Consider the following 24,295-nt stretch of genomic DNA (forward strand, 5'->3'; position numbering starts at 1 on the left):
CCACTAGGGCTTTTTATCGTATAAATATAAGTGATATAATAATTGAAAAAATAGGTATGAAAAATATATATTTTTACGTAGACGATTCAGGGGTCCTTCATAGGAATGCAAGAAACGAATATTTTATATATGCTGGTTACTGCTTTCTTGGAAAAGATCATCGAGAAGATGCACACAGAAAATATCGTACGTTATCAGATAAGATAAAAAGGGGACTTCATTTACATACAGAAGCTAAGGCGTGCCACCTTAAGCCTAAACATAAAAACAAATTATATAAGATCATGCATGGATATGATTCATTTTCAGTCGCCGTTCGAATTTCAGAATTAAGATCGTATGTGTTAGATGATAAAAACTCTATACATCGCTACAAAGATTATGCACTGAAAAGAATTATTAAAGAAGAAGTTAAAAAACTTCTATCCTTGGGAAAAATTGATGATCGTGAGGAAATTCATATACATATATTTGTAGATGAACAAAATACAGCAACAAATGGGATTTATGGACTGGGTGACTCTGTTAAAGAAGAATTAGCTAAGGGTATTATGAATTTTAATTACGGAACATTTTATAAACCAATATTGCATGGTCGGCTATTTGTCGATGTAACTTATTGTGATTCTTCAAAGGATTACTTAATTCAGGCTTGTGATATTTTAGCTAATCGTATATGGACTTCTTATTACGTAAGGAATGAAAATTTAAGAATTCTGACTAATCATACTTCGTTGATTTTGCCTTAATTATTGATTTTGTTTTAATTAAATGATATTATTATGTTGCAAGTACTTTAGGTATATTGCTACAGTAGGTAACTGATAATAACTATTAAGCGTACTAATAAGTGCGCCAGCCCTACTGGGGGAGCCCCAATTTGGAGCTTTTTTTATTTTTAAATAATATTTAAGCCTTAGTAGCCTTACTGGTTATTAGGGCTTTTTTTGCGTATAATAAAAACAGCGATAGTAAACGAATTACCACCGCTGAAATAACTATTTACCTAGCCACAAGAGCTAGACACGCAACCAAGCAAATAGTTGCTTAATAGCCTTTTTGATTAGCTTTTTTATGTGCTTATTAGGCACAATCAAGAGAATTATGCACCAATGATGCAATTGGGACACCTCCCAACTTGCACATATTTGTGGAGTGATTAGTTCCAACAGTGTGCTCAACTATTGTATCATAAATTGATTATGCTATAATAAATACATCAAGAGAATTATGCCGGTGTGCAAATTGGTTTCAGTTGATTACTTAAACCGTACCGGTAAGCAGGGTGCCTTAATCGGCATCCTTTTTTATTTTAAATTTATCCATAATTGGCGAGAATACTCCCACTTCAAGCGTCAAGCCGTAGGCTTAGCTAAGTGGGAGTAGTTCAAAATAGTTGCTAATCCATGATTGTGCCATTGGCGAGAGAATACTACCAATAGCTATACTAGACATCATGAGAGCAGCAAGACCTGATGCGTCTAATTTCATATATATCACCTCTTTTCTCGAAACAAGTATATCAAATTAAATAGGAAGCGAAATCCTCCTCTCATATTGACGAGCCCTAGTGGTTGTTGCAGATTATGCAATAGTCACTAGGGCTTTTTATTATGTATCAACTTAGTATCGACAATATGACAAAAAGATGTATAATGTAATTGTAGCAATTAAGCTACACAATGCTGTAATATTGTGAGTATATTTATCACGGAGGGATTGTCATGGAGCACACAAAAGGAGTACTCACTTTATCAAAGTGGGGTAATAGTTTATCTATACGAATACCAAAAAATGTATTAGATATTCTAAAATTAACCAATAATGATAAAGTATCGTATCAACTAGAAGACGATAAAATTATATTGAAGCCTAAAAAGAATGAAAGTCCGCTAAGAAAAATGTTTGATGGGTTTGATACCGAAGCATATTTCAAAAGTGAACCTAATAATAAAGAAATTGATTGGGGCAAGCCACAAGGCAAGGAGATATTTTAATTGCTGGATCCAGTACGTTTTCGGTGAAGGCAATAAAATATTTTTATGAAAGGGGATTTCACTGAATGGAATCTTACAAAGGCTTGAAGCAAGGACAGATCGTTAAGATTAGTCTTGACCCAACTGAAGGACATGAACAACAAGGCTATCGGCCAGCGCTGATAGTTTCTAACAATGATTTTAATCAATTATGTGGTGGCATGGTAAAGATTATGCCAATTACATCTAATGAGAAGCATTTTCCATTACACGTGAAGCTACCACAACTTGAAAATATTCATGGTGTTGTTGAACTAGAGCATGAGCGGTCACTTGATTTAAGTTTTCGATCTTTCAAACTTGTTGACAAAGTTCCTCAAGAATTTTTAGCAGATATTTTAAGGAAAAATTCTGCAACATACTAAAAAATCCATCAGCTATTAAGTGATGGACGAGAAAGACTATATACTTGTATGACAACTTAAGTATATAGTCTTTTTTTGTGTCCGTAAAGGAAACAGGTGTTTATTTACCTTTGTTGACTAATAGTGGCACGACTAGCTGATAAGTTTGGTGAATGATATAATACATATATCGAGTGGTTTAAAATTAAAAACGGCATCTCTCATTTGAGGGGTGCCGTTCTTTTTTACATAATTTCGTATATTAGGTATAACCAGTTTCAATAGTTTGGGGAATCTTTGTAAGTGGAAGGCCGAGTAACAAACCAACGATGAATGATGTGATTACTAAACCAACAAAAGTGTTCATCTTTAGTTTAACAATCATAAAAATTAAGATAATAACTCCGATTAAAACAATAAGTAAAGGCATAATAATAACCCCCTAATGAATAGATTGTTGTTGTAATTTAGCGATGGTCGAATAGGCTGGTGTTAATAATCCCTCAACCTGTTGAAAGAGTGGTAAGTAATTTTGATAAACATTAACCGCCTCTTGATTTGGTTGATAAGAACTGATATCACCAATTAGTGTTTTAATGATTTCATAGTTTTCAATCATTCCTAAACTCTTCATTGCCATGGTGATTGCACCGAGACAACCAGATTCAAATGAGTTCGGGATATTGACCGGACAGTTCAAGACATCTGCTAACATTTGCCGCCAAACTTCAGCTCGCGCAAAACCGCCAGTTGCAGTTACGCTTGCAGGATTACCAACAAGATCACGAACCGCTTGGAAAACAGTTGCAATATTCATACAAATTCCTTCCATTACTGAGCGCAGCATATCGGCACGAGTATGAATGTGGGAAAGCCCAAAGAAATTGCCGCGCGCATTAGCGTCCCATAATGGTGCTCGTTCACCGCCAAGGAATGGGTGGAAGAGCAAGCCGTGAGCTCCGGCGGGAACACCTTCAATAACTCGGTTAGCAAGAGTGTAGGGATCAATATTTTCATTTTTAACTGCGCTAGCGTCAACTAAGTGTTCAACGGCCCACTGATAGACATCGCCACCATTATTAAGCGGACCGCCGATGACCCATAAACCTTTATCCACGGCGTAACAGAAGAGTCGTTGCTGAGGATCGATCACTGGATGGTCAGTTACTACCCGAACACCAGCCGAAGTCCCAATCGTAATGGCAACAGTATTTTGCTTAATTGCCCCCACACCTAAATTAGATAAAGCACCGTCAAAGGCACCATAGACAAATGGCGTGTCAGCGGGGATACCCATTTTTGCTTGCGCCACTGCTGTTAGGCCAATCGCTTGGGTTGTTCCGTTCACGATTTCTGGTAATTGGGAACGGTCGACGTTAGCGAGTTCCAATGCTTGATCGTCCCAGTCACACGTATTGACATTCATCATTCCGGTACATGAAGCGATGGAAACATCAACCTTAAATGTATTGAAAAACTGGTGGAAGAGGTAGGATTTGATATCGCCAAAATATGCAGTTTGAGCAACCTTATCTGCTTGTGTCTTATTGAGCCACATAATCTTGGTCAATGGGGACATTGGATGAATAGGTGTACCTGTTTTAGCATAAATTTGCTGACCAGCAGGACTATTCTTTAATTCGTTGGCGACATCACGTGCACGGGTATCAGCCCAAGTGATGACCCGTGAAAGGGGATTGAAATTCTTGTCGAGCATAATCACGCTTTGGTTAGCACTAGAAAATGATACCGCTAACAATTTTCCATTTGTTAAATCTGCTTTTTGTGCTGCATCATGAATAACTTTTTCGACTGCTTCGACAATTGCAGTTGGGTTTTGTTCAGCCATTCCACTAGCATCGCGGTAAAGGGAATAACCTTGGCTAAATTGATCTAACACAGTTGCATTTTGGTCATATAGAACTGCCTTTGTAGAAGTAGTTCCAACATCAACACCGATAAAATAATTCATTGTAGTAATTCTCCCTTTATTTATTTGAAAACGCTTTAGTTTATCGTTACACCTAATAATATAATATTAGATGTAAGCGATGTCAATAGCTTATTTAATATAAGTTTATCGATTTCCTAAATTTAAAAATAAAAAGTAATTGCATATGAATCTCAAGGTGTGATACTATTAGTTGCTTAATTTGTTATGGTTTAGCTATAAGCAACGATTTTAAGGAGGGATTACAATGAAAATCCGGAAAGCAACAATGGCAGATTTAGATGTAGTAGTAGATATTTTACGTGATGGACGTAACCAGTTAGCTGAGCGGGGCGTTGATCAATGGCAGGGGGATTATCCGAACGTTACCCACGTAAAAGAAGATATCGAGAATGGTTATGCTTATCTCGTTAAAGCAGATGATGGACAAACAGTTGGCACGTTAGCAATTGTTGAAGCACCGGATCATTTTTATGACAAACTCAACGGGGAATGGCTAATTAATACTGAAAATTATGTTGTAATCCACCGCGTAGCTATTCATTCACGGCACGCAGGAAAAGGATATGCATCCAAATTATTTTTGAGTTTGATTGAGTATTTGGAGACCGAGCGTCCAGAAATCAAATCAATTCGTTTAAGCACAAATGAAAATAATATGGCAATGCAACGGATCGCAACTAAGAGCGGCTTTAAAAAAGTGGGGACCCTCCATGGCGCCTTTCGTCCAAGTGAGTTGTCTTATGTTTATGAACTGTTAACAAAAGTGCGTGTAGCATAAAAAAGGGGAAGGCGTTAAGCTTGTAACACCTTCCTCTTTACTTTTATTATTTTTCATTAATTTTCTTAGCATATTCGCGAGCGTTGTAAAGTTCGTAGACTACCCATGTTTCAATAAGGGTAATGACACAGATGAGAATAGCGGTATACATGTCTGGTAAAACAAACAGTAAGAGTAAGAAGATCCATGAAATCCATGACCACTGAGTTTCAATTGTGACGATTCGCTGAACTCGTTTAGTAGGTTCAATACGGTCAGATTGATTAAAAATGGTTCGAATTTGGTAAAAATAACGAACTTCAAAAATACTTTCGATAATAAAAATTGCTGTTAAGATGATTAATAAAATGTTCATCATAAATAAGAGTCCCTTATCTTTCAATTTATCTTTAATTTTAGAACTCTTGGGCAAGAGAAGCAATTTAGATAGTCAAAAAATGGGTTCCCATCAAAGATTAAATGATAGGAACCCATTTTTAATTCTACATATCAAGAAATTAAACGTTCATTGTCTTACCATATTCATTATTAATGGTATCAACAACGTCCTTGGCATGCATATCATCTTCAACAACTGTTTCACCGTCACGAAGAGTGTACTTTACACTTTCGTCCAAGTTATCAAAGTCTACATCATTACCATCTGCATCTACAAAATTGAACTTCGAATCTTGGAAGTTCTTAAGAGCATCTGCATTAATTTCCATGATTATGCTTCCTTTCGCCATTATAGTAACACTTAATTAACGAAAATTACAGGGTTAGGGTAAAAATATTATTATATTTTACAGGAGGACATTTATTTTCTAAATTAACTTATTCGTGTTTTCGCTCATTTTTTTGATAAACAGTTTTGACTAATCCTGTACATAATTTATAATATGAGTAGGAAGAGAATTCTTGGATTGAATAGGAGGAAATAGATATGTCATTGATGCAAAATACCTCAGAAATTAACAAGACTGATAAGCAGGTGTACTTAATCACTTTATTGCGGAAGAGTACAAATATGCCACAATACATTGACCACATGATTTATGAAACTGCAGAAGGTGGTCAAGAATTTATGGCACACTTAGTCGAAGCTTTTTCACGGGCAGGTTACCGGGAAAAGAAGCTTAGTGACGATAAGTACAACCTCGATAACGGACTTGATAAGATCACTTTGCGGGGTTCATACCAACCTATTTACAAGGGATAATTAAAATTGACTAAATTAAAAGAGCTGATGCTGCATTTTGAGGCACCAGCTCTTTTAATTTAATTATTGTTTCGTAATGATAGAACCTTAACATCGTTGTCGTAGTTAGCGCTCCACCAACCTTGTTTATTGACGTAACCAGTTGGCAAGCAGAGAATCACTAAGAAGATTATATCAATGACTGAGGAAATAGTTTCCATCACTGCACTGTCGTTACTTGTAAAAATAAGGGAAAGTAACCAGAAAACCAATACGGTCCAGCCAGTCAAACCGGTATCGCGAACCCGCCGGACACAGATAGCAATTCCGGGAATAATAATAGCAATAGCGAATACTGCAATAACGAAGAGCAAGAAAATTAAGAATCCAACGCCACGATTATAGCCATTCATAATCGAAGTGACAGAAGCAAAACCAGCGATTGCTAGTAAGAAATATAAAATAACAAAAATGATGAAATTAACTAATACTGGCCACCAAAAATCCGCCCGCGTTGAAGTAGCCCGGTACTTAAAGGCGTTTTCCCAGTAGTATTTGTAAGCTTCAAACATACAATTCTCCTCCTTTGATAGGTTTGCTTTGATTATAGCATTTTGGGGGGATGTAGATTGACTTATGATTTGGGGAGGAGAAAAATCATAGCTATAACTGGTGCATTAATATGCTAACTTTTCACACTTTACTTTAGAGTATATAATTTATAGGATTACTAATTGTAATAAATATTGATTTTAAGGATATAAAGTATGGTAAAAAACTATCATGTTGATAATGTAACGATAGAAGAAATTCTTGGTTGGATTAAACAGGGGAAAATTGGATTGCCAGAAATGCAACGTCCATTTGTTTGGTCCACAGCAAAGGTTAGAGATTTAATTGATTCACTATATAATGGTTATCCTATTGGATATATCGTTACATGGCAAAATCCGGCAATAGGATTAAAGAATGATTCATCATCCAATAATAAAGAGATTATTATTGATGGACAGCAGAGACTGACAGCTTTAAAAGCAGCTCTCAGTGGCGAAAAGGTTGTATCTCAACAATACATAACTAAACGAATAAAGATATCATTTAAACCAAGTACTGGAGAGTTTAATACTTTAAACAGCGCAATTGAGAAAGATCCATTATGGATAAATGACATTTCTGATATTTTTAAGTCAGATTTTAATTCTTATTCGTATGTAACAGATAATGCAAAAAAGTTAGGAATGGCACCAGAAGATTTAGGGGCTACTTTACAGAAATTGCTTGCAATTCGGCAGTCTGAAATAGGTGATATCAAACTAGGATATAACCTAAGCATTGGTGCGGTTACTGATATTTTTAATAGAATTAACTCAAAAGGTGTTTCCTTATCATCTGCGGATTTAGCAATGTCACGTTTATCTGCGGATACGATTCACGGCGGTAATAACTTAAGAAAACAAATTGAATATTTTGTACAGCTTCTGAATGATCCAAATTTATTAGAAAATATCGTGAAATTTGATTCTGACTTTGCTAACACTAAAGAGTTTAATCAAATTAAGTGGATTGCAAGTGAGGTAAATCCAATATATAAGCCTAGGTACGCAGATATTCTGCATTTAATTTTGGCAACTTCATTTAAACGTGGAAAATTATCAGATATGGTTAGCTTAATTTCTGGACGTGACTTTGAAGCACGAAATTATAGTGAAGAAGGAATGAAGGCTAACTACGCAAAAATGCAAGCAGGGGCTACCTTAGTCTTTAATAAATCTAATTTTCAACGTTATTTGATGATCCTTCGTGATATGGGGATGCGGAATAGTGGCAAACTTGGATTAGTAGGGCATGGAGTGTTTAACTTTGGCTACATTTTATTTCTTTATCTTCATCGAAGTACTAATCTCTCCCAAGAAAAGATTGTTTCATATTTGAAACGATGGATTATTATGTCAGCATTAACCGGACGTTACAGTGGATCTTCAGAAACTATCACAGAAAGTGACCTAAAGATGATTAGTCGTGATGCAAATCCAATTAACGTTTTGGATGATATTTTAGATCGAGAAATGAATGATTCATTTTGGAATGGAACTTTGCCAAATATGCTACGAGTTCAATCTACTCAAGCGTCGAGCTGGCGGATTTTTCAAATGTCACAGATCTATGGGAAAGATACTGCTTGGCTAGCAAAAGATACATCAACAGAAACGGTGATGTTAGAAGAAGGAAATATTCATCATATTTTTCCACAAGCATACTTACGTAAAAATGGTTTTTCAAAGGGTGATATCAACCAAATCGCAAATTATGTTTGGGTTACTCAGCCAAAGAATTTAGAAATTAGTGACAAAGCACCTAAAGACTATTTGAGTGATGAGAATATTATAGAGTTTATGTCAGAAACAAATAATCGTGAAAATGCAATCCCAGAAGAAATAGTTGATTATGATTTCCATAATTATAGTGACTTTCTAAATCAACGTCGCCACTTAATGGCAAAAAAGATGCGTGAATTTTATGAAAATATGTAAAGATAGGAGTTTTTATTTTGGCAACTAAGTCTAAAGAGCTAAATATTGAAGATAAATTATGGAAGGCTGCTGATGCATTGCGTGGAAGCATGGATGCATCAGAATATCGTAATGTTGTATTAGGATTAATTTTTCTTAAGTATGCGTCGGATTCCTTTGATGAAAGAAGACAAGAGCTTTTAAAAACAGAATATCCTGAAGATGCAGAAGATCCAGATATGTATCTAGAAAATAATATTTTCTGGGTTCCTCAAGAGGCTCGTTGGGCAAAGATTGAACATGCTGCTAAAACACCTCAAATTGGTGAAGTAATTGATGATGCAATGACCGCGATTGAAAAAAGCAATGATTCATTTCGAGGGATTTTGAGTAAAAATTATGCTTCACCAGATCTTGATAAAACACGCTTGGGTGAAGTAGTCGATTTAATTTCGGACATTAAGGTTGGAACTAAAGAATCTACAGATAAAGATGTTTTAGGTCGTGTTTACGAATATTTCTTAAATGAATTTGCTAGTCAAGAGGGTAAACACGGTGGTGAGTTCTATACACCACGGTCAATTGTTAAAATCTTAGTTGAAATGATTGAGCCTTATAAAGGACGTATTTATGATCCTTGTTGTGGTTCAGGTGGAATGTTTGTTCAATCAGAAGAGTTCGTTCGTCATCATCAGGGAGAGTTGAAAGATCTTCACGTATTTGGTGAGGAATCTAACCCAACTACTTGGAAATTAGCCAAGATGAATTTAGCGATTAGAGGAATTGATAGTGATTTAGGCCCTCACCAAGGCGACACTTTCACTAATGATTTACATAAAGGTGTTCGTTTCAACTACATTTTGGCTAATCCACCATTTAACATTAAAAACTGGGGTGGCGAAAAGCTTCAAGAAGATGCTAGATGGAAATATGGTGTTCCACCAACAGGAAATGCAAATTATGCCTGGATTGAACATATTATTAGTAAGTTAGCACCGGATGGGAAAGCTGGCTTTGTTTTAGCTAACGGTGCCTTATCGACTTCTAATAAAGAAGAGTTTGCAATTCGTAAAGCAATTTTAGAAGATGATAAGATTGATGCAATTGTTGCTTTACCTGAAAAAATGTTTTATTCGACAGGAATTCCAGTTTCATTATGGTTTATTGATATGAATAAGGAATCTGAGGATGAACGCTCGCGAAAGGGTGAAACATTATTTATTGATGCACGTAATTTAGGTGAGATGATTGATCGAACTCATCGTGCATTTAATGATAATGATATTAAAAAAGTAGCAGATACTTACCATGCTTACCGTGGTACAAATGATCAAGAATATAAGGATGTTGCTGGCTTTTGTAAAATTGCTAAGTTAGATGAGATCGCTAAAAACGATTATGTATTAACTCCGGGTCGCTATGTTGGACTTGCTAAACAAGAAGATGATGGCGAACCATACGAAGTTAAAATGAAGAGACTAACTAGTGAATTAAAAGAACAATTTGAGGAGAGTAACAAGTTACAAGCCCAAATTAAAGATGTATTGAAGGAGCTTGGATATGAAATATAGGTTAGGCAATATTTGTAAGATTGGTGATGGATTACATGGTACGCCAAACTATTGTAAAAATAATGAATTCTATTTTATAAATGGCAATAACTTAAAAGGTGAACTTATTGATTTAAGTAACGCAAGGTCTGTTTCAAAAGCTGAATACCTAAAATACAATCCTAATTTAATACCTCAAAAGACAGTATTACTTTCCATAAATGGTACTTTGGGAAATACAGCAATATATAATGGTGAATCTATAATTTTAAGTAAAAGCGTTGCTTTTTTTGAATGTTCGACCGATATTATAACTCCTGAATATTTAAAATTATATTTTGAGTCTTGCAATTTCCAAAACATCTTAAATAATATGGCTACAGGAACTACAATAAAAAATGTAGGATTGAAATCGTTAAGATCTTTAATGATTGATTTACCATCTATAAATATTCAAAGAGAGATTGTTAATATAATTAAGCCCTTTGAGAATAAATTATATTTGAATAATCAGATAAATGATAATTTAGAGAAGTTAAATAGAAACTTTTTTAGACATATTTTTGGTGATCAAAAGCCAATCAACAAAGCAAGTGATATTGCAAATATCAAAATAGGCAAAACTCCTCCTAGAAAACAAAATCAATGGTTTTCATTTAAAGATGGCTACAAGTGGCTATCAATCAAAGATATGAAAAGGGAGGGCGCCTTTGCATTTTATGCTGAAGAACATCTAACAGAAAAAGCAATTCAAAAGTTTAATATCCAGGTAGTTCCTCAATATACAGTAATGGTAAGTTTTAAATTAACTATTGGCCGTGTAAAAATATCTATTGAAGATATGGTTACTAATGAAGCAATAGCACAGTTCAAAGATAGTACACTACCTTATGAATTTTTATATACTTATCTGGATAATTTTCCTTTTGAAACTTTAGGTAGTACATCTTCTATAGCAAAAGCGATTAATTCTAAAATACTTAAATCAATGCCAATCTTAGTTCCAAAAGCAGAGCTTCTTAGCAGATATATGATTTTTGCAAAACCTATTTTTGCTAAAATATTTGAACTTCAAAACGAAAATATTAAATTAAATATTTTAAAAGAAACGCTACTAAATAAATATTTTTAAGCCGCTAAATTATCATTTAATCTACTAAGCAACTCTCTGTGGTGTATTATTTTTCAAAAACGGAGAATTGATTCATGCGAAGAGTAGAGTCTGAAAAATTGATTCAAAAAATGTTACCATACTTGAATAACCAACAATTATTATGCCTAAGAAATGCGTTAGATGAGTTAATTACTACGGAAAGTAAACAAGTAGATGATCATAAGGATAACCAGCAGCTGCTTACTAAATACTTTGCCTCTAAAAGAGCAGAAGGATGCTCGGAAAAATCATTAAAGTATTATAAAACTACTATTACTAAAGCTCTGTCTTCAATTGGTAAAAATGCTAAAGAAATTGTAACAGATGAGCTCCGTAACTATTTGACTAATTATCAAGAAGTTCATAACTCTAGTAAGGTAACTATTGATAACATTAGAAGAATCCTTTCCAGTTTTTTTAACTGGTTAGAAGATGAGGACTATATTATCAAGAGTCCAGTAAGAAGGATTCATAAGGTTAAGGTTTCAACAACTGTGAAGGAAACCTATACTGACGAAGAACTAGAAAAGTTACGTGATAATTGTAAGAATATTCGTGATTTAGCAATGATTGATTTTCTTGCTTCAACAGGTATGCGGGTTGGAGAATTGGTATTGTTGAATAGAGACGATATTAATTTCCAAGAGCGTGAATGTGTTGTTTTTGGTAAAGGTAGTAAAGAAAGAATTGCTTATTTTGATGCAAGGGCTAAATTGCATTTGCAGAAATATTTATATACTCGTACAGATAGTAATGAAGCATTATTCGTTTCGTTATATAAGAAACATACACGATTAACAATTGGGGGAGTTGAATCACGATTAAAGCATTTAGGTAAAAGATTAGGAATTTCGCGTGTATATCCACATAAATTTAGAAGAACGTTAGCTACAACAGCAATAGATAAGGGAATGCCAATTGAACAATTACAGCGTCTTTTAGGACATAAACGAATAGACACAACCTTGCATTATGCAATGGTTAAACAACAAAATGTAAAGATAGCACATAGGAGGTATATTGGATGAAAATAAAATTAAAAGAGATTGGAAAGATAATAACCGGAAAAACTCCTCCCAAAAATGAAAAAGATGCGTATGGAAACACAATGAATTTTCTAACACCAAGTGATTTGAAAGGGCAACGATTTTCAGATATTACTGCACGGCAATTATCAGAAAAAGGAGTAAGAGGATTAAAGAATAATATAGTAAGCGGACCAAGTATTTCTGTTTCATGTATAGGATCCAACATGGGTAAAACAATTTTTAATAAAGAAGCTATAATTACGAATCAGCAACTAAATTCAATTACTTTTATTAGAAATGATGTTAATCCATTATATCTATATTATCTATTAATTTCTAAAAGAGAGTTGCTTCATTTCATAGGAAGTAATCAGGGAAGTACTATGCCAATTTTGAATAAAAATGATTTTGGTAATTTAGAATTTGAAATTCCTTCCTTTGAAGAACAAAATTATATTTCTGGAAAATTGAATTTATTAGATCGAGAAATAGAATTAAATAATCAGATAAATGATAATTTAATCTCACTTGCTACAGCTTTATTTAATAAATACTTTCCAAATATTAATTCGGGAAATGAAATGATCGGAAATTTCATCAGTAACTATGACAGATTGCGAAAACCATTGTCAAAGAAGGAACGATTGAGCATTCCAGGTAAATATAGATATATAGGTGCTACATCCGTTAATGATTATATAAATAAATACAATTTTGACGGTATTTATCTACTACTAGGAGAAGATGGCACTGTTGAAGATGACAATGGATATCCAATTCTTCAATATATTTCTGGAAAATTTTGGCCTAATAATCATGCTCATGTTCTGCAAGGTAAAAACGTATCAACAGAATGGTTATATTTGTTTTTTAAACAAAGAAAAATTACCAGTATCGTCACTGGTGCAGTTCAAAAAAAGATCTCACAAAAGAATCTCAATTCATTAAGTATATCGATTCCAGATAAAGACAAATTAGCCCGATTTGATACTATTATTAATCCCATTTTTAAGAACATTCGAATTATTGAATCAGAAAATCATTCTTTAGAAAAAATAAAAGTAGAACTTTTAAGTAAACTTTTTTAAGCAACTAAATTATCATTTATCTCCCTAAATCAAACAGAAAGAGGTGATTTATTGTGGCAAGTTATCTTAACGAAGAAAATATCGAGGGCATTGCTTTAAGATGTCTTGATGAAGTAGGTTATCAAGTCTACAAAAGTGCTAGTTATACTAGTCCGAATGTAGAAATAGATGCTGAAAGAAATAATGACCATACACAGCCTATTTTAAAAGGACAATTAGAAAACGCCTTACGCAAATTAAATCCTGGGTTTAATGATGAAGTATACCGTAATGCCATTCATCAATTTGAGATGCTAGCAGATAGCCCAGATATGATGCTTAATAACCATAAGCTTCATGAATTAATTATCGGCGGAGCAAAAGTAAAAATATCAATTAAAGGTGAAGACCGAACTATAACTTTGTATCCGATTGATTTTAAAAACGTTGATAACAATACATTTGTTGCAACAAATCAATTTACAATGAAACAAGGAGAACATGAAAGAAGACCAGACATTACTCTTTTTATTAATGGGCTTCCTTTAGTTACCTTTGAATTAAAGAACCCAGCAAATGCGAATGTAGGTATTCAACAAGCTTTTGCCCAATTTTCTACTTATAAAGAAGAGATATCTTCTTATATGCAATATAACGAAATTTTAATTGTTTCTGATGGAATTAATGCGCGAGCTGGGTCATTAACAGCAGGAATTGATCGCTTTATGCGGTGGCGCGAGCCGAAAAATGTAGATATTGACGATTCAATGATGGAATTAGAAGTATTGATAAAATACATGCTTACCCCATCTGATTTATTAAACATCATTCAGAATTTTATTCTTTTTGAAAGTGATGGAGACAAGACAATCAAGATTTTAGCAGCATATCATCAATACTATATGGTTAATAAAGCTGTAAAAAGAACATCAAAAGTATTGGCTGACCCTGATGACAAACGAATTGGTGTTGTTTGGCATACCACTGGTTCTGGTAAATCCTTGTCGATGGTCTTTTATTCTGGAATAGTAGCTCGTAAACTTGGTAATCCAACTATTTTAGTAATTAATGATCGTAATGATTTAGATGATCAGTTATTTGGTACTTTTGCGACTGCTCATGAATATCTACAACAAAACCCTGATCACGCTGAATCACGAGGAGAAGTTCGTAAATACATGAGTAAGAATTCTGGCGGGATTGTTTTTAGTACAATTCAAAAATTCTCACCAAACTTTGACGCAGGTGAAGAACATATGCCTATACTTACAAACCGTTCTAACGTTATCGTAATGGTTGATGAAGCTCATCGGTCTCAATATGGAATGCAAGCAAAACTAACCGATAATGGTATTCGTTATGGATATGCTAAATATTTGCGTGAGGCTCTTCCTAACGCCTCGTTTATTGGTTTTACAGGAACACCAATAAATACTGAAGATAAATCTACCGTGGCAATGTTTGGAAATTACATTGATGTTTATGATATTACTCAAGCAGTTAATGATCATGCCACGGTCCGGATTTATTATGAAAGTCACGTTTTCCCATTAAAGCTTAAGGACAATGCAATTGATGAATATCAAAAGTTAATTAAAGAAGCTGGTATTAATGACGATCCTAATCTTAGAGAAACTGAGCGACGGAATCGGGCATTTACTAGATTAGAGGCCCTTGCCGGTGCAAAACCACGGTTAAAAAAAATAGCCCAACACTTTGTTCATCATTTTGAATTACGACAAAAGGAAGAATTTGGTAAGTCGATGATTGTTGAAATGTCACGACAAAATGCAGTAAAGCTATATAATGAAATTGCAAAATTACGTCCTGAGTGGATAAATGATGATATTCATAAGGGAAAAATCAAAGTTATTATGACGTCTAATGCTTCTGATGGCCCAGAATTTGCTAAATTTAAGACAAGCAAACAAGACCGATTTACGTTACAACAACGGATGAAAGATAACGATGACGAATTACAAATTGTAATAGTTGTTGATATGTGGCTAACTGGATTTGATGTTCCTAGCATGAATACCATGTACATTGACAAGCCAATGCAAGGACATAATCTTATCCAAGCAATTGCTCGTGTTAATCGGGTGTTTAAGAATAAAGATAGTGGGCTAATTGTCGATTACATCGGAATCGCTGATGCCCTTCGTTTTGCCTTAAATGTATACACAAAAGATGACCAAGGAAAAGTTGGAATTAATGTTGATCGTGCACTAATGCTTCTAAAAGAGAAATATGACATTATTAAAGAAGATTTCCTATATGGGATTGATTACTCAGAATTTGATTCTGATGATAGCCAAACTCGTCAGAAGGCAGTTACTCGTGTTGTAAATGAATTAGCTGCAGAGGACGATGAAACAAAACAAAAATTCTTTGATGTAGTAACAGAACTTCAAAAAGCTTATGCATTAGTTTCAACACAGCCTGAAGCCCAAGATTTAAGCGCGGAGATTGCATTTTTTAAAACGGTTAAAGTATTTTTAACTAAACTTGAGGCTCCTGATAATCCAGACGATAGCAAGGAGATTCATAGCTCAGTCGATTATCGAATGCAACAACTATTAGATCAATCAATTATTTCAGAGCCGAACGTTGACATTTATCGTGACCTAGGATTAGAACGCCCTAACTTAGATTTAATCTCAGAACAATTTCTTGAAAAAGTAAATGAAATTACTGAGAAAGATCTAGCAATTACTCTTTTAGAGAAACTATTAAAAGGGCAAGTAAAAGCCTACCAAAAAACGAATATTGTTAAAGGTAAGAAGTTTGAGGAATTACTTCAAGAGTCAATTGATGATTACAATAAGCGGGGAATTACCAGTGAAATTGTAATTAGAAAGTTAATTGATATGGCTAAGGAAATTAATAAAGAACAACAAGAAGGTAAGAATCTGGGACTTTCAAAAGAAGAAGTTGCCTTTTATGATGCTTTAGCTGATCATGAGAAAGCTGTTCAAGAATTAGGAGAAGAAAAGTTACATCTCATCGCTGCTGAATTAGTAAAGACTGTAAAGCAACAATCAGGGGTTGATTGGGAGCGGCGCAGCAATGTTCGTGCTAAAATGCGTGTCGCAGTTAAACATCTATTACGTAAGTACGGTTATCCACCTGATATTGCTCCAGATGCAATTAAGACCGTAGTAAAGCAAGCTGAACAAATGGCCTCTCAAGAGAGCTGATTATTAAAGTAAAAAGACTAATTGCTGTTACAACAACCAGTCATTTTACCACTCAATTATTTTCGGCTATCAATATCTTTTTGCAATTTCAAGAAATACTTGTCAGAGACATGAAACCCTTGTCCTAACTGTTGCGAAATATCCGCATCAATTACTAATTTATTATGCAAAAGATGGTCAATTTGCTCTAAAGAAATAGTGGTTTTCTTTGATAAAGTTACTGGTGATATATCCAGTGGAATCATAAATTCTTCTTGTAAAATTTCACCAATAGTTGGCAGTGGAATTTTTGTCATTTTACTATCTCCCAAGTTCAAAAATTAATCTGTTTTAATTATAGCTTAAATTAAAACACTACTACTTATAAATTCTTTAAGCCTGAAATCGCTTCCTTACATTATCGCCCAAATGCGTTATAATTAACTTAACTGATCAACAAAGGGGCGATTAAATATGAAGTGTCCATGTCATAACTTGTCAAAGAACCAAAAGATTGTTTTATTAACACTTGTCGCAGGAGCCTTAATTTGGCCAATGTACTTGCTATATAAGCTGGCAAAGAAGAACTAATTTTTATCCGAAGAATCACTTGCGGGTGGTTCTTTTTTTCATGATATAATTTGAAAGTTAACTAAAAGGAGGCGAGTCACATGTTAGATATCCTAGATTACACTAAACAAGAATTAATTTCTGATGCTGATTTTTGGAAATTTGCAGGCGAACACCTTGAAAAGCCAACTGAATTTAGGGGCGTTTCATTTGTTTCTTCAATTAAGTTTATTGAGGAGCAACTATTACCACGTTATGATAAGGTCACTTTGATCCTTGGCTTAAGCGATAATGGAAAAGAATCAATTGGCAAACGGATAAGGCAGTTAAATGACCGGACTGAATTTGTCAATTATGGTTATGAACACCCTGATAGTGAATTTACGAAGCGAATTTTAGATGGGAGCTTGCGACTTTTATTCACAAAGCAAGAATTAATTCATACCAAAATGTACTTAATGACAAGTGACGACCGGTATCTCTCATTTGCCGGTTCAATGAATTTAACTGAAGCAGCAATTCATCATAATTTAGAACAGCTCGACAGTGATTATGGAATGCAGAAGGATCCACTTTATCAATGCCATGTCCAGATGTTCAACGATAACCTTCGCCATGCGACTACCTATCTGGACGCAAAGAAAATGGCCGGGTTCATTAAGGCGAAAAATAAAGAGCAACTTCAGATTAATGTCTATACCGATACGGTGAATATGGTGAAAAACAAGGATACCGGTGACAAGGATGCGGTGATTATCCCGGCAGAAGAAGTAAAAGAATATAAGGATCAGTATAGTTCTGACGAGGAATTAAAGAAACTATCAGCTCCAGAAAAATTGAGTGTTGCCCAAACTGTCAAGCTCTTTGGTAATGCTGGCTATAAGAAACGCAACCTCGAAAATATCGGGAAAGAACTCTATAGCCTTACCCAAGTAGTTAAACATGTGTCTCGAAACGATGATAGCTCAGGAAAGATTACCCGTGAAGAAGATCTCTACCCTAAGCCGGTCTTGTTTTATAACAATGGTCAGTTATTTGAAGCGCCCCGTGTTGGCGATAATGTAAAGTCAGAATTAATAACATCGAATTTAACGGGTGACCGGCTCCGTGAACAGCTTCAATTATTTAGCGATATTGCCCATGAGTACGATAATTACAAAGAAGTCGGCGAGGGGTGGCAGGCATGTGATTTCATGTGTTTCCTATTTGAGGCGCCTTGGCTATGGAAAATCCGGAATATGTATGAATTATCGCCAAGTAGTAAATCGCGCGAAGATGTACCCCTTGGAGTAGCCTTGATTGGTCAAGGACGGACCGGAAAGTCGACGTTGGGAAAGCGGCTAGCAGCCAAGCTAACGGGGAGTGGCAACTTCCTTGATGGCGGTGTTTTTGATGCTAAAAATTATGCATTAGGAAAGTCCAATATCAATATGACTATTACAACGGTTTTAAGCGATTATATGTATAGTGCTGGTCCTGTTAATCCGATGATGATTGATGATATTAGTCCTGACTTAACGACACGGCCATATTTTGATCGCTTCATTAAAGAAATTACTAACAATCGTAGTTTAACTCAGCCCCTCCCATCATTTATTTTTACGATGAATCGTCGTGAGGGTGATAGTAAATCGCAATTTTCCCTTAAACCGGAAATTATGCGTCGTTTATGGTACCTCAGCTTTGAATCAACTTTTGCCGGGGATGAGGATGAACGTGAAGCTAAATTAAATGACTTGCTTGAGCGCGCTAACGATCAGCTTTATCGTTATTGCCAAGTTGAACTTGCAAAATTCTTCAATGATGTGTCGCCGGAGACAGAACAAAAGATTGAGAAGGATTACCTTTATCCCATCAAATATGTCTTGAAACAAGCGATGGACCAATTTGGGATGTTTGAGCTTGTTAAAGACTACTTTGACGATAATTATGACTATTCACTTTTTGTCGGTCGGAATGATTGGACAATGCTGATTAACCAGGCGGAAGTGGGTGCTGATCTAACGTTTATTCAGCAGGATGGTCAGTTAAAAGCACAGATTAATAAGCAGCTGTTTAATAAGGTTTCAGATAGTACGGCGCGAAATAATGGTTCAATGATGATGGAACGGTACTTCCAATACTTGCCGCGAAAGTATCGAATTAGTTATCAATATACTAGTACCGGTTTTATTGTCGATGTTGCCAATTTTGATCGGTGGCTTAACAGTGATACCCTTCAGCAAAAGTATAATAGCAGCGAAGTAGCTCGGGACGCTCAAAAAGTAAATACTGATGCAAAGGTGACTGAATTGCTTACCCGGTTAACAGAGGCACAAGAAAAGCAAGCGCACCGCCATGGGATATTTAGCTGGCTTAAAAAGAAATAAGGTGAACTTATGAAACATATTTGGAAACTTAACCTATTTCAAAAGATAATTGTTTGGTTATTTATAATTGCTTTAATTACCTGGCCCATATATTTTTACGTAAAGGCAAAATGGGGCTAAAATAAGAGTGTAGGTAGTGATAGGTTTTTGAATAAAAGAGTAGATTCTTATGAAGAAAAATAAAACTGAAAACAAAACTACACAACCTAAGAAGCATTCAAAGAAGAAGTTTACTATTTTAGCCCTTTTAGCTGGCGCTATTGCTTTACCAATTTATTTAGTAAAGAAAGCGTAAAATTATAACTTATATTGAAAAGGATCACGATTAGGTGGTCCTTTTATTATGTCTTTTTAAATTTTTATTGATCGACATTAAACGGAATAATGTTCATTTGTTATAATTAATGTAACCGCTATAATTGCAATTCACAAAGAAAGGATGCCGATAACAAATGACCAAAAAGATAATTCTTGACTGCGATCCCGGACATGATGATGCATTGGCATTAACGATGGCTGTTGCTTCACCGAAGATTGATGTCCTTGCCGTAACAACTTCTGCTGGTAATCAAACACCGGACAAAACCTTAAATAATGCGATGCGGATGTTAACTTTACTCCATCGTGAAGATATCCCGGTTGCTCAGGGAAATCAAACTCCGCTGGTTGAGCCGCTTGAAACTGCACCGGAAGTTCATGGGGAGACGGGTTTAGATGGTGCGGACCTTCCTGATCCCGATTTCAAAGTTCAACCAATTCCGGCTATTGAATTGATCGCTAAAACTCTTCGTGAAAGTGATGAGAAAGTCACTCTAGTTGTCAGCGGTCCAATGACAAATGCAGCCTTATTCTTGCGGGTCTATCCCGACTTGGCAAAAGAAAAGATTGATCAAATTGTCTTCATGGGTGGGGCAATGGGACTTGGCAATTGGCGACCATCAGTTGAATTTAATATTTTTGTTGATCCAGAAGCAGCTAAGATTGTAATGAGCTTCGGCCTGCCTCTGGTAATGGCACCGTTGAACGTAACCCATAAAGCTCAGATTATGAAGGATGAGATTAAGCAAATTGGGCAAATCAATAATCCAGTTGCCCAGGCTTTCCACGGTCTCCTAAACTTCTTTGAACAGTATCATGAAAATCCAAAATGGGGTTTTAAAGGTGCGCCCCTCCATGACCCATGTACGATTGCTTGGTTGATTGATCCCACCATGTTCGGTACTGACAAAATGAATGTAGATGTTGAAACTCAGGGCGATCTTACACGGGGAGAGACGGTTTGTGACTACTATCAGTTAACTGATAAGCCCCAAAATACTGAAGTCCTCCTTGATATTGATCGTGAGAAATTCATCCAATTGATTATGGATACCCTACAAAGTTTTTCTAAATAACTAATTTATTGTTTACAAAAAGAAAGTGAAGAGTTACACTATATGTAAATATAACAACTTAATTTTCTTCGGGGCAGGGTGAAATTCCCAACCGACGGTAACAAGTACGCTTGGAGTCCGTGACCCGTTAGCATTTATGTTAACGGTTGAACCAGTGAAAATCTGGTACCGACAGTATAGTCTGGATGGGAGAAGAAAACGAAAAATTACACAATCAGTTTAAACGTAAAGCCCCGGATAGCAGTGATGTTATCCGGTTTTATTTTTGCCGAGCTGTTTTTTTAAGTAACCATTTAACGCCCCGAGAGAAAATCTTAGGGCGTTTTTATTTTGGAAAGGATGGTTAGAGTGGAAGATGTTCATTTCATGCAAATGGCAATCGCTGAAGCAACAAAGGCCGGCAATGAAACCTGGAAAAATCCTCGTGTTGGGGCAGTTATTGTTAAGAATGGTCAAGTTTTAGCGCGAGGTCATACTCACGAATATGGTGGAATTCACGCTGAACGGGATGCAATAGGTAAACTTACGCCAAAACAGTTACAGGGAGCAACTCTTTATGTCACGTTGGAACCCTGCAATCACTATGGGAAACAACCGCCATGTAGTCAGGCGATTATTGACGCGGGCATCAGAAGGGTTGTGATTGCGGAAACAGACCCGCACCAGCTTGTCACCGGGAAAGGAATTGCTACGCTTCAACAGCAAAATATTACTGTCAAAACGGGCGTCCTTAAGGAAGCAGCACAGGCCTTAAATCCGCATTACGATTTCTTCTATCTGTACCGACGACCATGGGTAACGTTAAAACAAGCAGTGAGTCTTGACTATCGCGTGGCCGCAGAAAAAGGTCAACGAACGACGATTACTAATTCTACTGTGGCAAAAATGGTTCATACCGAGCGTGGTAATTTTCAAGGAATCTTGATTGGAAGCCAAACCGCCATTATCGATAATCCAACTTTATTAACGACTAGTCCGACAAAGTTTCCGCCAGTAAGGATTGTTCTTGACCGCCGGGGACGTTTAAAAGCTAATCCAACCTTACACTTGTTGACTGACGGGCGGGCACCTACTTGGATTTTTACGGAAAATGGCACTATGCAAGGCCAGTTTGCTAAAGATGTGCGGGTATTTTACCGACAAACGTGGTCAATTGCTGATATTTTACATGAACTTGGTCGACAAGAAATTCAATCTGTTTATGTAGAAGGTGGCCCGACAATTCATCAAGCATTTTTACAGAAAGACTTATTTGAAGAGCTTATTACATACATAGCTCCCCACATGCTTGGCAAAAAAGGTGTTAGCGGCATGAAACTAGCTTGCCCAATGAATTTTACCCATCAGGAAATTAAAATCTTAGAAAATAATATTAGGATTGCAGAAAGGAAGATTGAAAATGTTTAGTGGTTTAGTTGCGGAAACGGGACGAATAGTAAAAATTACCCAAGATGGAGAAACGATTGAATTGGTGGTTGAACCTCATAGTGATGATTTTTTAACCACCGTGCAACTTGGCGATTCAATTGCGGTAAATGGGACATGTTTAACGGTCGTAGAAATCAACAACAATCAATTTACGACGACATTAATGCCACAAACCTTTGAAAAGACAACGTTCAAAAACTTGGAAAAAGGGTCCCTGGTAAATCTTGAACGTTCATTGCAAATCGGCGCACGGCTAGAAGGTCATATTGTAACGGGGCATGTTGACGAACTATCACGAGTTTTAAAGCGGACTGTCAATGAAAATGCTATTGAAGTGCAATTTAGTCTTCCGCAACGCCTGCATGGTCAAGTGGTAGCGCAAGGAAGTGTCGCGATTAATGGCGTAAGTTTAACAGTGATGGAAACTGGTGATGACTGGTTTACGGTTGGGCTGATTCCGCACACTCAACTCGTGACTAACTTAGATACGCTTAAAGTAGGGGATGAAGTTAATCTAGAAACCGATATTTTAGGCAAATATGTAGTCGCAAATTTACTAGGAGGCCGAAAATAATGGATGTAAAGAAAATTCAAGCAACGATTAAGCATTTGCAAGAAGGGGGTTTAGCAATTGTCATGGATGATGCAGACCGCGAAGCAGAAGGCGATTTGGTGGGGCTTGCTAGTGAAGCTACTCCCGAAAAGGTTAATTTCATGACTAAGTATGCCCGTGGATTGATGTGTGTTCCCATGGCACCGGAAGTAGCTGAACGACTGAAATTGCCACAGATGACTGCTGATAATTCGGATCCGTTTGGGACAGCTTTTACAATTAGTGTTGATCACCATTCAACGACTACCGGAATTTCAGCCTTTGATCGTTGGCGCACCATTACTCATCTTGCCGCGCCAACTGCTAAGAACGAAGACTTCTACAAGCCAGGTCATATCTTTCCCTTGGTCGCCAAGAAAAATGGAGTATTAGAACGAAATGGACATACTGAAGCTGCGGTTGATCTTGCGCGCTTGGCTGGAGTGGAACCAGTTGCTTATATCTGTGAGATTTTAAAAGACAATGGTGAAATGGCACGATCAGTTGAACTCCATGAGAAAGCAGCCGAATTTAGCTTACCCATCATTACGATCAAAGAACTTCAGGAATACCGGCAAAGTCTAGCGAGCAAACCAGTAGAAGAGGTGCATCTCCCGTCTCAGTATGGGGACTTTCGCTTACGATGGTTTGATGACAATAATCTAGCGCTGATAAAAGGAGATATTGATCCAACTACTCCTGTAATGGTTCGCTTGCATTCAGAATGCTTTACTGGCGATGTTCTTGGTTCCCTTCGCTGTGATTGTGGTCCTCAACTTCATGAAGCAATGCGCCGAATTGAGAAAAACGGCAGCGGGATTATTATTTATTTGCGTCAAGAAGGACGAGGAATTGGTTTAGCAAATAAGTTGCGAGCTTACTATTTACAAGAGCACGACTATGATACTGTCGAAGCCAATGAAAAATTAGGTTTTGCGCCTGATGAACGGCAGTATGACCAAGCAGTTGCGATTTTACATCAATTAGGGATAACCAAGATTAACCTACTTACTAATAATCCCGATAAAATTGCGCAATTACAACTTGGCGATATTGAAATCAATGAACGGATACCATTAGAAATCGCACCTAATAACTACGATGAGAATTACTTAATCACAAAGAAAAATAAATTTCATCACTTACTGAATCTGGAGGCTTAA

The 24,295-nt window shown here is 36.0% G+C and carries 22 protein-coding genes, 1 pseudogene and 1 riboswitch; of the genes and pseudogenes, 17 read left to right on the forward strand and 6 right to left on the reverse strand.

Annotated elements, in window-relative coordinates; all coding sequences use genetic code 11:
- Positions 1-56: 56 nt before the first annotated feature.
- The 3 genes from QOS06_RS01705 (at position 57) to QOS06_RS01715 (ending at position 2,401) form a co-directional block, all read left to right on the forward strand.
- Positions 57-749 (forward strand): DUF3800 domain-containing protein, encoded by a 693-nt coding sequence (locus QOS06_RS01705; RefSeq protein ID WP_283595412.1) that lies wholly within the window; start codon positions 57-59, stop codon positions 747-749.
- A 975-nt stretch (positions 750-1,724) separates the two neighbouring features.
- Positions 1,725-1,997, forward strand: a complete 273-nt coding sequence (locus QOS06_RS01710; protein WP_109913968.1) for an AbrB/MazE/SpoVT family DNA-binding domain-containing protein — start codon at positions 1,725-1,727, stop codon at positions 1,995-1,997.
- 65 nt (positions 1,998-2,062) lie between these two features.
- The gene (locus QOS06_RS01715; RefSeq protein WP_109913969.1) at positions 2,063-2,401 is read left to right on the forward strand and encodes a type II toxin-antitoxin system PemK/MazF family toxin; all 339 of its coding nucleotides are present in this window, start codon (positions 2,063-2,065) and stop codon (positions 2,399-2,401) included.
- 250 nt (positions 2,402-2,651) lie between these two features.
- Here QOS06_RS01715 and QOS06_RS01720 read toward each other — a convergent pair.
- Positions 2,652-2,810, reverse strand: a pseudogene (locus QOS06_RS01720) (GntT/GntP/DsdX family permease); the annotation flags it as partial.
- A 12-nt stretch (positions 2,811-2,822) separates the two neighbouring features.
- Positions 2,823-4,352, reverse strand: a complete 1,530-nt coding sequence (locus QOS06_RS01725; RefSeq protein WP_085680256.1) for a gluconokinase — start codon at positions 4,350-4,352, stop codon at positions 2,823-2,825.
- 226 nt (positions 4,353-4,578) lie between these two features.
- On the opposite strand from QOS06_RS01725, the gene QOS06_RS01730 reads away from it, so the two are divergent.
- Entirely contained in the window at positions 4,579-5,112 is a 534-nt protein-coding gene (locus QOS06_RS01730; protein ID WP_003671015.1) for a GNAT family N-acetyltransferase, read from the forward strand.
- A 46-nt stretch (positions 5,113-5,158) separates the two neighbouring features.
- Here the strand turns inward: QOS06_RS01730 and QOS06_RS01735 are convergent, their stop codons facing one another.
- Positions 5,159-5,470: a hypothetical protein gene (locus QOS06_RS01735; RefSeq protein WP_152719022.1), complete on the reverse strand. Its 312-nt coding sequence runs from the start codon at positions 5,468-5,470 to the stop codon at positions 5,159-5,161.
- A 139-nt stretch (positions 5,471-5,609) separates the two neighbouring features.
- Complete coding sequence (locus tag QOS06_RS01740) at positions 5,610-5,840, reverse strand: hypothetical protein (RefSeq protein ID WP_003667978.1); 231 nt, start codon at positions 5,838-5,840, stop codon at positions 5,610-5,612.
- 197 nt (positions 5,841-6,037) lie between these two features.
- Between QOS06_RS01740 and QOS06_RS01745 the strand changes: the two genes are divergently transcribed.
- Positions 6,038-6,313 (forward strand): hypothetical protein, encoded by a 276-nt coding sequence (locus tag QOS06_RS01745; protein WP_098035135.1) that lies wholly within the window; start codon positions 6,038-6,040, stop codon positions 6,311-6,313.
- 59 nt (positions 6,314-6,372) lie between these two features.
- On the opposite strand, the gene QOS06_RS01750 is transcribed toward QOS06_RS01745, so the two are convergent.
- Positions 6,373-6,864 (reverse strand): DUF805 domain-containing protein, encoded by a 492-nt coding sequence (locus QOS06_RS01750; protein WP_019251216.1) that lies wholly within the window; start codon positions 6,862-6,864, stop codon positions 6,373-6,375.
- A gap of 195 nt (positions 6,865-7,059) precedes the next feature.
- Here QOS06_RS01750 and QOS06_RS01755 point away from each other — a divergent pair, with 195 nt between their 5' ends.
- The 6 genes from QOS06_RS01755 (at position 7,060) to QOS06_RS01780 (ending at position 16,800) form a co-directional block, all read left to right on the forward strand.
- A complete protein-coding gene (locus tag QOS06_RS01755) occupies positions 7,060-8,823 on the forward strand; it encodes a GmrSD restriction endonuclease domain-containing protein (protein ID WP_271900729.1) in 1,764 nt (587 codons plus the stop codon).
- Positions 8,824-8,840: 17 nt separating this feature from the next.
- A complete protein-coding gene (locus QOS06_RS01760; RefSeq protein ID WP_283595417.1) occupies positions 8,841-10,373 on the forward strand; it encodes a class I SAM-dependent DNA methyltransferase in 1,533 nt (510 codons plus the stop codon).
- Positions 10,363-11,484, forward strand: a complete 1,122-nt coding sequence (locus QOS06_RS01765) for a restriction endonuclease subunit S (protein WP_283595419.1) — start codon at positions 10,363-10,365, stop codon at positions 11,482-11,484. The genes QOS06_RS01760 and QOS06_RS01765 overlap by 11 nt, the downstream gene beginning before the upstream one ends.
- A 74-nt stretch (positions 11,485-11,558) precedes the next feature.
- Positions 11,559-12,533, forward strand: coding sequence for a site-specific tyrosine recombinase/integron integrase (xerA, locus tag QOS06_RS01770; RefSeq protein WP_152709463.1), 975 nt, complete (start codon positions 11,559-11,561; stop codon positions 12,531-12,533).
- Entirely contained in the window at positions 12,530-13,621 is a 1,092-nt protein-coding gene (locus QOS06_RS01775; protein WP_283595421.1) for a restriction endonuclease subunit S, read from the forward strand. Before xerA ends, QOS06_RS01775 begins: the two co-directional genes overlap by 4 nt.
- A 53-nt stretch (positions 13,622-13,674) precedes the next feature.
- Positions 13,675-16,800 (forward strand): type I restriction endonuclease subunit R, encoded by a 3,126-nt coding sequence (locus QOS06_RS01780; protein ID WP_283595422.1) that lies wholly within the window; start codon positions 13,675-13,677, stop codon positions 16,798-16,800.
- 56 nt (positions 16,801-16,856) lie between these two features.
- Here the strand turns inward: QOS06_RS01780 and QOS06_RS01785 are convergent, their stop codons facing one another.
- Positions 16,857-17,096 (reverse strand): helix-turn-helix transcriptional regulator, encoded by a 240-nt coding sequence (locus tag QOS06_RS01785; RefSeq protein ID WP_152709467.1) that lies wholly within the window; start codon positions 17,094-17,096, stop codon positions 16,857-16,859.
- A 354-nt stretch (positions 17,097-17,450) separates the two neighbouring features.
- On the opposite strand from QOS06_RS01785, the gene QOS06_RS01790 reads away from it, so the two are divergent.
- The 6 genes from QOS06_RS01790 to ribA all read left to right on the forward strand — a co-directional run bounded on the left by QOS06_RS01790 (position 17,451) and on the right by ribA (position 24,295).
- Positions 17,451-19,718: a phospholipase D family protein gene (locus QOS06_RS01790; RefSeq protein WP_283595423.1), complete on the forward strand. Its 2,268-nt coding sequence runs from the start codon at positions 17,451-17,453 to the stop codon at positions 19,716-19,718.
- Positions 19,719-19,887: 169 nt separating this feature from the next.
- Positions 19,888-20,013: a hypothetical protein gene (locus QOS06_RS01795; RefSeq protein ID WP_003666121.1), complete on the forward strand. Its 126-nt coding sequence runs from the start codon at positions 19,888-19,890 to the stop codon at positions 20,011-20,013.
- A 157-nt stretch (positions 20,014-20,170) separates the two neighbouring features.
- Positions 20,171-21,112, forward strand: a complete 942-nt coding sequence (gene rihA, locus QOS06_RS01800) for a pyrimidine-specific ribonucleoside hydrolase RihA (protein ID WP_283595425.1) — start codon at positions 20,171-20,173, stop codon at positions 21,110-21,112.
- A gap of 60 nt (positions 21,113-21,172) precedes the next feature.
- Positions 21,173-21,313, forward strand: a riboswitch (FMN riboswitch).
- A 147-nt stretch (positions 21,314-21,460) separates the two neighbouring features.
- Positions 21,461-22,519, forward strand: a complete 1,059-nt coding sequence (gene ribD / locus QOS06_RS01805) for a bifunctional diaminohydroxyphosphoribosylaminopyrimidine deaminase/5-amino-6-(5-phosphoribosylamino)uracil reductase RibD (protein ID WP_502868062.1) — start codon at positions 21,461-21,463, stop codon at positions 22,517-22,519.
- On the forward strand, positions 22,512-23,114 hold the full coding sequence (locus tag QOS06_RS01810) for a riboflavin synthase (RefSeq protein ID WP_085680246.1): 603 nt from the start codon (positions 22,512-22,514) through the stop codon (positions 23,112-23,114). The genes ribD and QOS06_RS01810 overlap by 8 nt, the downstream gene beginning before the upstream one ends.
- Complete coding sequence (gene ribA / locus QOS06_RS01815; RefSeq protein ID WP_283595426.1) at positions 23,114-24,295, forward strand: GTP cyclohydrolase II; 1,182 nt, start codon at positions 23,114-23,116, stop codon at positions 24,293-24,295. The genes QOS06_RS01810 and ribA overlap by 1 nt, the downstream gene beginning before the upstream one ends.

It is taken from the genome of Limosilactobacillus sp. DJ3M12 (assembly GCF_947381695.1).
GTDB classification, from domain to species: Bacteria; Bacillota; Bacilli; order Lactobacillales; family Lactobacillaceae; genus Limosilactobacillus; species Limosilactobacillus kinnaridis.

Excerpts from the sequence above, each read along its gene's own strand:
- QOS06_RS01745 (WP_098035135.1), top strand. The coding sequence starts at position 6,038 with ATGTCATTGATGCAAAATACCTCAGAAATTAACAAGACTGATAAGCAG.
- QOS06_RS01730 (WP_003671015.1), top strand. The coding sequence starts at position 4,579 with ATGAAAATCCGGAAAGCAACAATGGCAGATTTAGATGTAGTAGTAGAT.
- QOS06_RS01755 (WP_271900729.1), top strand. The coding sequence starts at position 7,060 with ATGGTAAAAAACTATCATGTTGATAATGTAACGATAGAAGAAATTCTT.
- QOS06_RS01750 (WP_019251216.1), bottom strand. The coding sequence starts at position 6,864 with ATGTTTGAAGCTTACAAATACTACTGGGAAAACGCCTTTAAGTACCGG.
- rihA (WP_283595425.1), top strand. The coding sequence starts at position 20,171 with ATGACCAAAAAGATAATTCTTGACTGCGATCCCGGACATGATGATGCA.
- QOS06_RS01735 (WP_152719022.1), bottom strand. The coding sequence starts at position 5,470 with ATGATGAACATTTTATTAATCATCTTAACAGCAATTTTTATTATCGAA.
- QOS06_RS01765 (WP_283595419.1), top strand. The coding sequence starts at position 10,363 with ATGAAATATAGGTTAGGCAATATTTGTAAGATTGGTGATGGATTACAT.
- QOS06_RS01705 (WP_283595412.1), top strand. The coding sequence starts at position 57 with ATGAAAAATATATATTTTTACGTAGACGATTCAGGGGTCCTTCATAGG.
- QOS06_RS01740 (WP_003667978.1), bottom strand. The coding sequence starts at position 5,840 with ATGGCGAAAGGAAGCATAATCATGGAAATTAATGCAGATGCTCTTAAG.
- xerA (WP_152709463.1), top strand. The coding sequence starts at position 11,559 with ATGCGAAGAGTAGAGTCTGAAAAATTGATTCAAAAAATGTTACCATAC.
- QOS06_RS01775 (WP_283595421.1), top strand. The coding sequence starts at position 12,530 with ATGAAAATAAAATTAAAAGAGATTGGAAAGATAATAACCGGAAAAACT.
- QOS06_RS01795 (WP_003666121.1), top strand. The coding sequence starts at position 19,888 with ATGAAGAAAAATAAAACTGAAAACAAAACTACACAACCTAAGAAGCAT.
- QOS06_RS01785 (WP_152709467.1), bottom strand. The coding sequence starts at position 17,096 with ATGACAAAAATTCCACTGCCAACTATTGGTGAAATTTTACAAGAAGAA.
- ribA (WP_283595426.1), top strand. The coding sequence starts at position 23,114 with ATGGATGTAAAGAAAATTCAAGCAACGATTAAGCATTTGCAAGAAGGG.
- QOS06_RS01725 (WP_085680256.1), bottom strand. The coding sequence starts at position 4,352 with ATGAATTATTTTATCGGTGTTGATGTTGGAACTACTTCTACAAAGGCA.
- QOS06_RS01790 (WP_283595423.1), top strand. The coding sequence starts at position 17,451 with ATGTTAGATATCCTAGATTACACTAAACAAGAATTAATTTCTGATGCT.
- QOS06_RS01810 (WP_085680246.1), top strand. The coding sequence starts at position 22,512 with ATGTTTAGTGGTTTAGTTGCGGAAACGGGACGAATAGTAAAAATTACC.
- QOS06_RS01715 (WP_109913969.1), top strand. The coding sequence starts at position 2,063 with ATGGAATCTTACAAAGGCTTGAAGCAAGGACAGATCGTTAAGATTAGT.
- QOS06_RS01710 (WP_109913968.1), top strand. The coding sequence starts at position 1,725 with ATGGAGCACACAAAAGGAGTACTCACTTTATCAAAGTGGGGTAATAGT.